Genomic DNA, 13295 nt, shown 5'->3' on the forward strand with positions numbered 1-13295 from the left:
TTTATTATGGTTTTTATTTATAGTTAATAGGGTATAAATGATTTCCTTCTCCTCTGCTATTTGTTGCCCTGTAGCAAATCAATTTCAACTTGAGGGACTAAAGCTTTATTCACTTTTTCAACTACCAACTCATTTTTTAGCTTAAATGATTTTGACAATTTTAGGTCTTCGGAAGATGCCCCAATATGAATAGTATAGATTCCGGCATCAGCAATCCAGGCTGATTGTCCGGCATTAAACGAAGCCAAATCTTTTGCATTAATTGAAAAACATAACGTCTGCGATTCTCCGGGGTTTAACATTTTTGTTTTGAAAAAACCCTTTAATTCTATAACCGGCTTATCGGCTTCTCCAACAGGAGCTGACAAATAACACTGAACAACTTCTTTTCCCGGCACTTTGCCTGTATTTGTTATTGTAACAGTTGCATGAACAGGCTGGCGAAATTGCTTCGAATTGATGCTCAAATCGCTGTATTCGAAAGATGTGTAGCTTAAGCCAAATCCAAATGGAAAAGAAGTTGCAACGCCAAAGGTGGCGTTATATCGGTATCCGACATAAATGCCCTCTTCATAAACCACTTCTTTAGGGCGGCGGGCTGGTGTACCTGGAAAATTTTTGGAAGAGGCCACTTCTTCATATTTAACAGGAAATGTAACCGGCAATTTTCCCGATGGGTTAACTTTTCCACTCACCACATTGGCTATGGCGTTACCACCTTCCTGTCCGGGTTGCCAAACCAACATAAGCGCATCGGCTAAATCTTTCCAGGAAGTTGTTTCAATGACTCCACCAACATTCATTAAGAAAACAACCTTTTTCCCCGTTTTATGGAACGCTTCGGAGATGCTTTTTAGTTGCGCCAATTCCGCCTCTGTGAGATTGTAATCACCTTCCAATTCCCGATCCGCCGCTTCGCCAGAATTCCGGCCAATGGAAACGATGGCTATATCCGTTTCATTGGCACACTTTTCAATTAATGCTGAGGAGGCTATATATTCAGGACGTAAGCGAACTTTACCAAATGAGTTTTTGGCGGGGAAAGCAATACGGTCATTTTCAATGTAAGTATCGTATTCCGATTTTAACTTCGCGTCTATCGAAAATCCGGAACTGGCAAGTCCCTCACAAATGGAGATATTGTAAGCAAAACTGACATCGCTGCTCCCATTGTTATTGATAAAGGTATCGTAAGAGGTGTTACCAAAAAGGGCAATTTTTAATCCTGATTTTAATGGCAAAGTCTGCTCCTCATTTTTCAGCAGTACAATGCTTTCTTCGGCAGCTTTTTTACAAAGTTTAGCATGCTTATCCAAATCCGGATGATCATCATTTTTATACCCATTAAATCGAAGCGTTTTGGTAACCCCAGTCAGGATACGCTCAACGTTTTTATTTAAATCATTCTCGTCTAACATCCCCGACTTTACGGCATCAATAACCTCAATTATTTGCTTATCAAAGCCTGGTTCTATCAAATCATTTCCCGCTTTCAGCTGAGCAATAATATCTTCGCCGGCTCTCCAGTCTGTCATTACGAAGCCGGAAAAGCCCCAATCCTCGCGGAGTATTTTTGTGATCAGGTCGTAGCTTTCGGGCGTATAGGTTCCGTTTACCTTGTTGTAAGCAGTCATCACCGCCCATGGATTCGATTTTTTGATGGCGATTTCAAAGGTCTTTAGATAGATTTCTCTCAAAGCTCTTTCACTGATAACCGCATTGACTTTTCTTCGGTTAGATTCCTGATTGTTGGCAACAAAATGTTTAACAGTTGCCCCTACTCCGGTTGATTGGATACCACTGACCATGGCAGCGGCGATTTCTCCCGACAAAACGGGATCCTCCGAATAGTATTCCCCATTACGGCCATTAAGCGGATTTCGGATAATATTGAAAGCCGGAGCCAAAGCAACATCTACCCCATAGTGTTTGAACTCGTCACCCAATGCTGTACCGACCTGTTGTATGAGCTCCACGTCCCAGGACGACGCCATCATCGTTGGCACAGGAAAAGAAGTTCCGTAATAAGTTTTAGTACTATCGTTATTTCGTATTGGATGAATGCGCACTCCTGTTGGGCCATCGGCCAAAACAGTAATCGGAATCCCTAATCGGGGGATACTGTTGATAGAACCTGCGGCTCCGGGTACAATGCCATCCATTTCTCCGATCATCCCATTTTCCGTTTCTTCGCCCATCATTCGGCCGCCTCCAATTACGATAGTGGCTTTTTCCTCTAAGGTCATGGCTGCTACAACTTCCTGAATGGATGCTTTGCCTAATTGCGGAACTATTTGGCTACCTTGAGCCTGTGAAAATAGTTGCAGGGGTAAAAAGGCAAAAAGCAAATAGCTTAATTTCCAGGCCGTATTTATATTTCTCCTTAATTCGAACATTTCTATTGATTTTGGTTTGTTTTATCATTTAGCAGCGATCTTTTTGTTGCCTTGGTTATCCCTGTTTCATTAAATGCATCGATACTGAAATAGTAAGTAACACCTACATTTAAGCCAGTCAACTCAACCGAATCTAAATCATACACCATTACTGATGTATATAACTTATTAGCATCAGTACCATAATTTATCACATAACCTGTTGCTGATTTATCGTTGTGCCACTTTACGGTTGCCTTACGAGGATCCGTTGAATCGCGCGTCACGCTGAATTCATTAACCCGATTGGGCTTTTTACCTTTTTGCGTTCCAAAAATCCGAAAATCGAAAACTGAAAATTTACCATCACCGGGTACATCTTTCACATTTTCAATCTTGATGTATTTTGCTTTTATTGGCTCTTTAAGTTCAATATAATCATGACAAGCATCTATCGTATTATTACTTCTATCCACAACTACTTCCCATTTATTTCCATCATTGGAGGCCCAGATTAGGTAAGCGTATGTATTGGTATCGCCCGGATTTAACAATGCTTCATGATCGGCAAAATTGATCTGAATAGCTTCAATTGCAGTTACTTTGTCATCCAATTCCACACTAAGCCATTCGCCTTTATTCCCGGTCTTGGCGGACCACCAGGTTTTTACATTTTCATCGAAAGCATTCGTAACGGGATACTGCTCCAAAGAAGAAGAGACGCTAGCTTTTTTATTGTATGACAATAACATCCATCCTGCAAAAAGATTTTCCTGATTGGGTTTCATTTTGCCAGATGGCATCATCATGGGGTAGTCACCAAAGGCAGTGTAAGTGCGTAATACACCATCTTTATCGAAGCTGGCAGGGAACAATCCTAGACGCCGTTCAAATTGTGAGCGTGAAGCAATACTTAAACTTGTTACGTGCCAATAATTTCCATATCTATCCTGAAATGTTGAACTATGCCCGGTTCCTCCAATAAACCCTCCCGGTTTATACGAAAACGGGCTGTAGGTTTCATATTCGAATGGCCCCGTCGGTGAGTCTGACGTATAAACGCCGTCAGCATAAGTTTTAAACTCCGTTCCATTTGAAGCATATTGCAGATAGTATTTCTCCTCATGTTTATTCATCCAGGCGCCTTCGTTAAAACCATTTTCGTCCGTTTCATTGTTCGCACCAAACACTTCCCATCCATGCCTATCCGGATTGTGTCGGATACAGACAATGGGCACCGTTTTGGGTTGCATTTTATCATTCAGCTCAACTACCCGGATTGGTTCCGAATCCTTATTCGAACAGCCCCAGTATAAATAAACCTTTCCGTCATCGTCCTGAAAAAATTGGGGATCCCATACATCCATCGGGAGTTTGCGATCCATTTTCTTCCAATTATCTTCAAACGGATTTGTTGAATAATAGATATAATCTTTCATTCGTGAAGAAGCCAAATAATAAACCGTATCGTTGATGGCAATTACACCCGGCGCATATTTTAAGATCGGAAGAGTTTCTGTTCGTACATATTTCCAGTCCAGCATATCGACCGAATACCAATATCCACCGGAACGAGAAGCAAATAACAAGTAATTCCCTTTATACATGATCATTGCAGGGTCTGCCGCTTCTCGCGAGGAAGACCAGAACCTGTAATTCAGATTCATCGGGTTACAAAAAGTTTGCTGTTGTGCATTCATTTTTTCAGAAAACAAAAGCAGTACAACGATTGAAAGCGATATCAAAAGTTTATTCATCATATTCGACTTAGTCTAATCTGATTTTTATTCGATCTGTATCTATACCGGCTGCTATGGCTTCCAAAATTATTTCACCGGGTATTCCCGTTGGCCTGACAATGACCATTCCTTTGCCCTGATAAACTTTCTTTTGGGGTTGCTGGAAACTGGAAACATCCTTTGGATTTCCATTACCAACTCCTGCAATTTCGCCCGGCCCAGTCATGGTGTAATTGATCTCAATATCATCGGCATAAGGAACAAGATTGCCTTCAGCATCAACAATTTCGACTGATACATAAGCCAAATCATTCCGATTCGCTTTGATCGTCGTTCGGTCGGCAATCAGTCGAATGGAAGCAGGTTTTCCAACTGTTTTCAACGTTGTTGACGATACTTCTTTTCCATTCTCATAAGCTTTAGCAACCAATGTACCCGGTTGATAAGGCACATTAAAAAGCACAGTTATCGAAGTGTCTGCTATCGCTTGTTCGCCAATCAGTTTTCCATTTAATTCGAGTTTCACCAATTTACTTTTGGTATACACGCGAACCTCTAGCGTGTCACCTTCGGACCCCGTCCAACTCCAGCTTTTCAATTCATCCGGCCATCCCCAGTCGTTTACATAGTATTTCAGACCTTCCGGAACTTCAAGCTTTTGAACCATCATCTCAATTGAGCTCCGATCCCAAACCACATCGCGATAAAAGGATTGTGGTTTTTTATTGCCAACAAAATCGAGGTCGCCACAAAAGGCGTTAAACCAAGGCCATTGAACAAATATCTTTCTTTGCTTCTCTGTAATAAAACCCGTATTGGCACATCCTGCTTCTCCCCGATAGTCCATAGCCGTCCACACAAAATCGCCAATCAGATAAGAGTGCTTTTGCAATAATTGCCATATTTCATATGCCTTTGAAGGATAGGATTCTGTTCCCAACATAATTCGATCGGGATATTTTTCATGATCCGCTTCGTACTTTTCATCCATATAATTGTACCCACCAACTTCAAGAATGTCAAAGATTGCAGGAGTGTGTTCTTCCCAGTTATACGTCCTGCGGGCATCCCAAAAATCACAAACGGCTTCGGTAACCTTACGGGTAGGATCTAACACTTTTACCCGATCCAGCAACATTTGGGTAATCTGAAGTCCTTCGTCCGAAGCACGTTCACGGATTTCATTCCCGATACTCCAAAGAATGATCGATGGGTGATTTCGATCCCGATGGATCATCGCGATCAAATCCTTATCCCAGTTTTCTTCAAAATAGAGATGGTAATCATCCTGAAATTTGGTTTTCTTCCAGGCATCAAAAGCTTCGTCAATCACATACATCCCTAAGCGGTCGCAAACTTCTAACAAAACGGATGATGGGGGATTGTGGCTCATCCGGACGGCATTAAATCCACTCTCCTTCAATAATTTAATCTTCCGCTCTTCTGCGGCCTCTATTGATATCGAACCTAATGATCCGTTATCGTGATGGATGCACCCGCCTTTCAAAAGAACCGACTTACCATTAACCAGCAGGCCATTTTTCGCATCAATTTTGATATCACGGATTCCAACAGGAAGAGATACCTGATCAACAGTTTTCGCTTTTTGTTGAATTTCAACCTGAACGGTATATCGATTGGGCGAATCGGCCGACCATAGGGCTGGATTTTCAACCATCATCACCTGGCTGGCTTCAAGTGTTTCACCTGCGGCTATTGTCACCTTGCTTTCGCCTTTGCCAACCTTATGACCTTCGGCATTAAACAGTTGGGTAAAGAGGATAAAGTCTTCGTCTTTTTTCCCACCATTAGTAACTGTTGTAGCAACATTTACTTTTGCCGACGTTTCCGATACCTCCGGTGTTGTAACATTTACACCCCAAAGATTGATATGTAATGGGTTCACGACCGTTAATTGAACATGACGATAGATTCCTGAACCGGCATACCAACGGCTATTTTTTCCTTCATTCCGAACCTTAACGACCAATACATTTTCCTGACCTGGAAGATTCAGATAAGGGGTTAATTCATAATTGAAAGGCGTATAGCCGTATGGGTGATTCCCCAGATGATGACCATTGATCCAAACATCGGAATTCATATAGACGCCATCGAACTGAATAAAAATATTCTTGCCTTCTTCTGCTTTCGATAATTTGAACGATTTCCGGTACCAACCTTTACCGCCGTATGTAAATCCGTCGAACGTTTGACCAGCAGATTTCCGGTAAAACGGGCCGACAATCGAATCGGGGATTTGAATGGCAACATCTTCTGTACTCCAGTCGTGAGGCAAATCCAACTTCCGCCAACCCGAGTCATCGAAATCCGGGTTTTCCGGACCTGATTGGATACTATCCAATCTGAATGACCAGTCTTCGTCGAATAGTTTTGTGCGAAGATTTGAATCGTTTTGTGCCATCAGATTTGTACCGACAACGGCAAATATGAAACACAAACTAATTTTTAGGATCCCTTTTGTTATTCGTTTTTCCATTTTATTTCATTTTAATAATTTCACTACCTGCCAACAGGAACGCTCCTGTTCCGTAGAGTTCCGTATTATCAGAAAAGTCACGGTTACTTGGACGATCGCCGGCTCCCTGAACATAATTAGCCCGACCTTCGTCACTGACACAATTTGTTAAACCTTTCCAGGCTCTACAAGTTGCTCTTTTAAAATTTTTCCCTTTCAACAATCCTGAATTTATACCATAAGCCAAACCGAAGCAAATCAATCCACTCCCACTGACTTCGCCATTTGGATAGGCAGAGATATCCAGTAATCCGGAACTCCACAAACCATCTTCGCGTTGAATTTCAACTAAACGGGTAGCCATTTCGCGAAAAAGATTTTCGTAAAACGGACGTTCCTGATAATCGGAAGGAAGTTCCTTCAACATACGAGCTAACCCGGCAATAACCCAACCATTCCCACGCGACCAAAACAGCGGTTTTCCATTGGCTTCGAGTAAATCCGTTGGATCATTTTTAATCGTGAAATTCAAATCGCGGGCAAACAGATGTTCTTCCTTATTGTAAAGCATTTCATAAGCCTGGCGATATAACTCGTCATTGTATTCCAAGTAATCCGGACGGTCAATAAGCCTTCCCAATTTGATCAAGACAGGAGGAGCCATAAACAAGGCATCTGCCCACCAATACTTAATCTGATCGATCCCTTTAACGGTGTAGGGTTCGTTTACAAAACGAGCTAAAGTATCAATCGTCGGCTGAAGCATTTCCTGCTTTTTCTCAATCAAGTACAAATCAATGTAGGTTGAAGAAATGGCAATATCGTCGGCATGGAAAAAGCGTTTGTAAGGAGACCAGTTCGTTGACTTTCCGTTTTCCATCATCGCCTCGTACATGAATGGTGATTGTGTCACTTCCCATGCGGCAAATAATCCGGTGAGAAACACCGCGTTTGTCCAATCGTTTGGAGCCCGCCGCTTGGGGTTATCCAGTTGCCATTTTGCTACCTTATTCAAAACAGAACGAACGTATTCCGGCTGACAATAATCAACCTTCGTTTGAGCCGTTGCCCCCAATGTGAGTGTCAAGAGCAAAAGACAACTGATACTTCGCTGAATTCGTGTTTTCATTTCAGTCTAGAATTTATAGGTTAACATGTCTTCAACTGCCTCAAAATAGCCTTTCGATTCGGCCAGACCTGGTAGCGGATCTTTCCGGTTTTCTTCCAGCTCGAAACTACAAGTACCTGCATAGCCAACTTCCGTTAACATTTTCACAAAGTCCGGAATATGCAGAACGCCCTGTCCTATCACGCAACTTCGACCTGTTTTATCGGCAGCAGTGACATCTTTGAGTTGAATATCCAGGATCCGTTCTTTGTATTTCCTCAGGCTTTCAGCAGGATTCGATCCACCGCGCATTTCATGTCCCATATCCAAACAAACGCCGATTCGGGTGTCCAAATCCTTGATATGCGCAATAACATCAACAGCATTTGGAAACATCGGGACGTCTCCCCCATGCACATGAATGGCAAACATGATGTTATATTCTCTGACCTTTTGTTCGACATAAGGGAGTAGTTCATATTGAGGAACACCCACAATCAGATCAACACCAACACGTTTCGCATAATCGAAAACCCGATCAATCTCTTCCTGCTTGTTCAAATAAAACAGACCAACACTATTGGCAATGATACCGTTTCCGGCTAGTTTTTGGTGGAATTCAGCGATCTGCTCATTGGTGCTTTCAAAGGGCAAATGTTTTTCCTTAACCGATAAATAGTGGATATTCAATCGACTGACCATATCAATCATTTCATCGGTATTGAACTTGATGAAATTGGAGCCAAGGATTCCTATTTTATACGGCCTTTCCGCTCGCTGTGAAACAGTATTCTCCGATGCTTGTGAGTAGGCCTTATTTTGAATCGCCAAATAAGCAAGAGTCAGGAACAGCACGGATCGTTTTAGGTGTAATGATTTCATTTCGTTTATATTTCAGAAGTTTATTCGTTCTTTTTCACCGTTAATTTCAATGTCCAGAAAACTCAATTTTTGAGTTGGATCGGAGCAGATTATTTTCGGTTTTTTTCCGTTAGGTTGATATTGGATGAGAAACAGCCCGGGTTGCTCACAACTAAAGATTAAATCATGAGGTAGTTGCATGCTTAATGTTGAATAAGCTGCGATAAAAACCTTCTTTTCTTTGGGAAGGTAGATCACTTGTGCCTCCTTGGTATTCGATAAAACCTGAATCGATTTTGTATCGAACCGGGCTGTCTGGACTGCGGTTGTAGCCGGGAGAATGACATATTGATAGTGTGAGTTTTGCGGTTTTACGCCGTGATCCACCCATAAAGAGACAAACTCCTTTGTTTCTTTCATATCTTCGGGATACATACCCATGATATCGTGCCAGGAAGCAGTTCTTGATTCACTGCCTGCAAATGCCTTTTCTGCCTGAAAAATAATGTAACCCGTTTTATGGTGAAAGAAACGAACCTCATTTGCATCTGTCAATTCCGTATTTCCGACTGGTGTCCATTTATTTTTGTTTAGACGTAGCAAATCGTTTTTTTTCAAACATTGCTCGATTGAAGTGGTTACAACACAGGCACTGTCGGTGGTAATTCCGGTGCCAAGACATAGCACATAATCTTCGGTAAATATCCAGGACTTTTGTGCCGTCAATCCGTCACGAACCAATTGCATGACGGTCATGCCCGTCTCACCATCGTTCACATTGCCAACAAAATCGCTTTGACTTCGATACCCCCCAAACGTCAACTTTTTTAAGGGCTCTTCAGATTCGAAAGCAGTAATTCCTGGAAGCTTTCGCCAGTCCCATACCGGAAAAATGTTGTTGTACTCATCACCGTCCACGTAGGTATACGTTGAACCATCGGACATATAATATCCCTTTTTATTGTCACTATTGCCTGCTTCACCCCCAATTGTACGGGTAGAAGACATTCTTACTGAAGTCATCCACAGCGGGCGCCGACAGACAGTTTGATCGGAGTTCCGGAAATGATATACACCTTGCATGCCTGGTACCTCATCCGTAGATTTGAAGCTGCTTTTCAGAAATTCTTCGTACTGATTTCTATTTTTTGAATCGACATTAGCCAAAGCATTGGCCGAAAAAGCAACCGATAACGCTTTATGTTGTTGTGATTGTTTAAAGAATTGCCTGCCCAAACAATTGACATCCATATTTCCTTTCCAAATGATGCGCTGAAAGCCTTTATTAATCAAATCGGAAAGAATATTCAACTGATTTTGCTCCATCGCCAGCGAGGTACCAGAGAAAGTCTTAGCCCAGAAACTCATGTCTGCGATGAATGCAGCGCCGTAATTACCAAATTGTTGCTGTTTCCCGTGTTGGTGGTAACTGTAATCATATTGAATTCCCTCGTCACGAGGTCCGGTTGGTCCCATGACAACCATTGAGACAATCGTATCCCTGGCCTGCTTAATCAATTCGTAGTTGTTCTCCAACAGACCGCGAACCAACACATTGCCTGATAACCAGACTTTGTTTTGACCGGTTGTCCCTATTTTAGAAACCGCCATCGCCTGAATTGCTTCGGCCTTTTGATGGGGGCTCATCTGATCTTCAAACAAAATGAAGATTGGAGCCAATGCTTTGGGAATGCCAATATCGTTATACCACCAATCACGCTGATGACCTACTCTTTTGGAGCCATCGATACAGACTATCTTTTTGTCGAACCAGAAATCCAATGCTCTGCTAATAGCCGATTCTAGCTGCTCGGATTGGTAAAATGACGATTTTTCAAATCGGTACTGTTTGCACATCAACAGCAGACGTTCTAAATGACGCTTGGGTTGCCATCCCGAAGTCTCAGTTGTATTATAGTCAATATCAGGCCATGAACCATCTGCGAGTTGATTCTGAAGTATGGTATTTACGTCCTTCGGATCGGCCGGATATCGTTGCATTAATTCAACAACCATCTGATCTGAAACCAACATCTCTCTGGGCAGCTCAATCAGTCGTTGAATCAATTCATCCTCCCCTTTAGAAAGAATCAAACTGATATAATTTTGTTTCAAGTTCTCTACATCAAATGCACCAGTTGGCATGTTAGAATTATTTTGCGCAAATAATGGCACAATGGCAAAAAACAAGGCCATCAACGAGCAAAACTTTATTGTAAATTTCTGAAATTTCATAATTACCTTAAATCTATTTTACATTTCACCAAGACAATTTGACTACCTTTATTCCAGTTTATCGAGCCTTAATTTCGATGGAATCGCTTTTCAATCCGTCAGCCTTGGCATTCAGCACAATCGTTCCGGATCCTCCCTTGGGGCGAACAATGGCCAGCGCTTTACCATGAAATACTTTCTTCCGGAATTGCTGCATACTGGAAACATCGACAAAATTTGAATTACCAACACCGGCTAATGCTCCATTTCCGCTTACAAAAAACTCAACTTCTATATCATTCACATAAGGAACCACCTTGCCATCTGCGTCAATTACCTCAACACGCACATAGGATAGGTCGTTTCGATCTGCCTTTATTGTTGAACGATCGGCGACCAGGCGGATTGCGACAGGCTTTCCGGTTGTTACCAGTTCTGTCGATGAAATTTGCTTGCCATTATTGTAACCAATAGCAAGCAATTTCCCTTGTTGATATGGCAACTTAAATGAAACCGTAATACCATCATCCGGCTTTTGTTGTTTGGCTATTTCTTGCCCATTCAAGAATAGTTTAACAGTCTCGCAACTGGTATACACTTCAACTTGCAAGCTATCACCATCCATTCCAGGCCAACTCCAACTCCTATGCACATCGGGCCATCCCCACCAGCTCTCAAATTCGTATTGGCCATCCGGAATTGGTTTACGAACGAACATTTCTATTTTACTTCGTCCCCAAACCACATCGCGATAGTACGATTGTGGTTTCTTGTTTCCTATCAAGTCAATATCGCCACAATTGGCATTATACATTGGCCATTCAATGGTCGTCCTTTTCCCCGGTTCATTAAAAAATTCGGAGACGCCTAGCCCAGCTTCCCCCATATAATCGACTGCTGTCCAAACAAAATCTCCAATCACATTGGGCAATTTTTCAACAAAAGGCCATGCCTGATCAGCTTGATTAGGGTAGGATTCAGTCGTCACCATCACCCTATCTGGATATTTTTCATGATCCTCCTCAAAACGATTCCACTGGTAATTGTATCCACACACATCAAGATCGGCAAACGCTTCAGGTGTCCTTTTTTCCCATTTCGGGGTTCGGTTTATTCCTTCTGTTACAAAGCGGGTTGAATCTATTGATTTGACAATCTCTTTCAGCTGATGTCTTGTTGCATAACCCAGCGAATCAACTCGTTCTCTAATTTCGTTTCCAATGCTCCAAAAAATTACAGACGGATGATTTCGATCACGCAATAGAATATTGGTCAAATCTCTTTTGTACCACTCCTGAAAATATTGGCTGTAATCATCCTCCGTCTTTTTGTTGTTCCACATATCGAACGCTTCATCCATCACTAACATGCCCATTCTATCGCAAACATTCAGAAATGTCCTGGAAAACGGATTGTGGGCAGTCCGAACAGCATTAAAGCCACTCGCTTTCAATATCTCTAACTTTCGTTCGACAGCTCTTTCTATATCGATCGCTCCGATGGGGCCATTATCATGATGGATGCAACCACCGTGCAACAGTGTAGGAATGCCGTTAATGGTCAAGCCGTTCTCTGCATTAACATTGACATCTCGAATTCCGAAAGGAATAATGACAGTATCTGAATTTTTCTTCTTCTCCTTTATTCTAACCCTCGCTTGATACATGTTCGGGCTATCCGGACACCACAAAACAGGATTTGAAACAGTTAGCAGCTTTTCCACTACGCTTTTTTTGTTTGCAACAGTTTGAACTGAATTCTCGGATGTTGCAACAATTTCTCCTTTTGCATCAATCAGTTCAATCTCCAGATCGACTGTTTTATCCTTTTCTTCGGAGTTATTAATTGTTACAGATAGAAGAACATCTGCTATGTCTTTCCGAACAGTTGGTGTTGTAACAAACACGCCCCACACGTCGATATGTACTGTTGGAACGACCTCAAGCCAAACTTCTCGTGTGATTCCCGAACCAGAATACCAGCGACTGTTAATGCCTTCGTTTTTTACTTCAACGGCGATGATTTTATCTTTCCCGGATTCATTCAGATACGGTGTTAAATCGTAGTAAAAAGGGGTATAACCATTCGGTCGATTACCGAGATGATGACCATTAATCCATACATCAGAGTTCATGTAAACTCCGTCGAAACACAGATAGACGATCTTCCCTTTGTCAACTCTATTCAGTTGAAAAGACTTACGATACCATGCTGTTCCGCCCACTGTAAAACCAGTGTTAAAGCCACTAACTGCATTTTTGTCAAATGGCCCAACAACAGAATCAGATTGATTGGGTAAGTCTTCGATACTCCAGTCATGAGGAATATCAACGATCCGCCAAGCAGAATCATCGAATTGAGGACGCTCCATTCCGGTCTGATTAAAGTCTTTAGAAAATCTCCAGCCATGATTCAATTCACGAATCCGTTCACGCCCTTCAACTTGGGCATTGACGTTGCCAGATAGCAATATCAAAGCAAACAGTACAAAATGTTTAAACTTCATTTGATAATTCATA

7 protein-coding genes are annotated in these 13295 nt (G+C 42.0%); all 7 read right to left on the reverse strand.

The window, feature by feature from the left end; all coding sequences use genetic code 11:
* Positions 1 to 56: 56 nt before the first annotated feature.
* Genes ACHZAX_RS13570 through ACHZAX_RS13600 form a run of 7 tightly spaced genes read right to left on the reverse strand, consistent with a single transcriptional unit; the run spans position 57 to position 13294 of the window.
* Entirely contained in the window at positions 57 to 2396 is a 2340-nt protein-coding gene (locus ACHZAX_RS13570; protein WP_320019499.1) for a beta-glucosidase, read from the reverse strand.
* 2 nt (positions 2397 to 2398) lie between these two features.
* Complete coding sequence (locus ACHZAX_RS13575; protein WP_320019500.1) at positions 2399 to 4135, reverse strand: family 43 glycosylhydrolase; 1737 nt, start codon at positions 4133 to 4135, stop codon at positions 2399 to 2401.
* 7 nt (positions 4136 to 4142) lie between these two features.
* Positions 4143 to 6614 carry a glycoside hydrolase family 2 TIM barrel-domain containing protein gene (locus ACHZAX_RS13580; protein WP_320019501.1) on the reverse strand — a complete coding sequence of 824 codons (2472 nt, stop codon included), beginning with the start codon at positions 6612 to 6614 and terminating at the stop codon, positions 4143 to 4145.
* Between the two features lies 1 nt (position 6615).
* Complete coding sequence (locus ACHZAX_RS13585) at positions 6616 to 7722, reverse strand: glycoside hydrolase family 88/105 protein (RefSeq protein ID WP_320019502.1); 1107 nt, start codon at positions 7720 to 7722, stop codon at positions 6616 to 6618.
* A 6-nt stretch (positions 7723 to 7728) separates the two neighbouring features.
* Positions 7729 to 8583: a sugar phosphate isomerase/epimerase family protein gene (locus ACHZAX_RS13590; protein WP_320019503.1), complete on the reverse strand. Its 855-nt coding sequence runs from the start codon at positions 8581 to 8583 to the stop codon at positions 7729 to 7731.
* Between the two features lie 12 nt (positions 8584 to 8595).
* A complete protein-coding gene (locus tag ACHZAX_RS13595; protein WP_320019504.1) occupies positions 8596 to 10797 on the reverse strand; it encodes a polysaccharide lyase 8 family protein in 2202 nt (733 codons plus the stop codon).
* Positions 10798 to 10855: 58 nt separating this feature from the next.
* Entirely contained in the window at positions 10856 to 13294 is a 2439-nt protein-coding gene (locus ACHZAX_RS13600) for a glycoside hydrolase family 2 TIM barrel-domain containing protein (RefSeq protein ID WP_101310204.1), read from the reverse strand.
* Position 13295 lies beyond the last annotated feature (1 nt).

The sequence above is a fragment of the Labilibaculum manganireducens genome (assembly GCF_963665805.2).
Classification (GTDB): domain Bacteria; phylum Bacteroidota; class Bacteroidia; order Bacteroidales; family Marinifilaceae; genus Labilibaculum; species Labilibaculum manganireducens.

What these genes read in the sequence shown, in the direction of transcription:
- ACHZAX_RS13575 (WP_320019500.1), bottom strand. Translation starts at nt 4,135, where the DNA reads ATGATGAATAAACTTTTGATATCGCTTTCAATCGTTGTACTGCTTTTG.
- ACHZAX_RS13600 (WP_101310204.1), bottom strand. Translation starts at nt 13,294, where the DNA reads ATGAATTATCAAATGAAGTTTAAACATTTTGTACTGTTTGCTTTGATA.
- ACHZAX_RS13585 (WP_320019502.1), bottom strand. Translation starts at nt 7,722, where the DNA reads ATGAAAACACGAATTCAGCGAAGTATCAGTTGTCTTTTGCTCTTGACA.
- ACHZAX_RS13595 (WP_320019504.1), bottom strand. Translation starts at nt 10,797, where the DNA reads ATGAAATTTCAGAAATTTACAATAAAGTTTTGCTCGTTGATGGCCTTG.
- ACHZAX_RS13580 (WP_320019501.1), bottom strand. Translation starts at nt 6,614, where the DNA reads ATGGAAAAACGAATAACAAAAGGGATCCTAAAAATTAGTTTGTGTTTC.
- ACHZAX_RS13570 (WP_320019499.1), bottom strand. Translation starts at nt 2,396, where the DNA reads ATGTTCGAATTAAGGAGAAATATAAATACGGCCTGGAAATTAAGCTAT.
- ACHZAX_RS13590 (WP_320019503.1), bottom strand. Translation starts at nt 8,583, where the DNA reads ATGAAATCATTACACCTAAAACGATCCGTGCTGTTCCTGACTCTTGCT.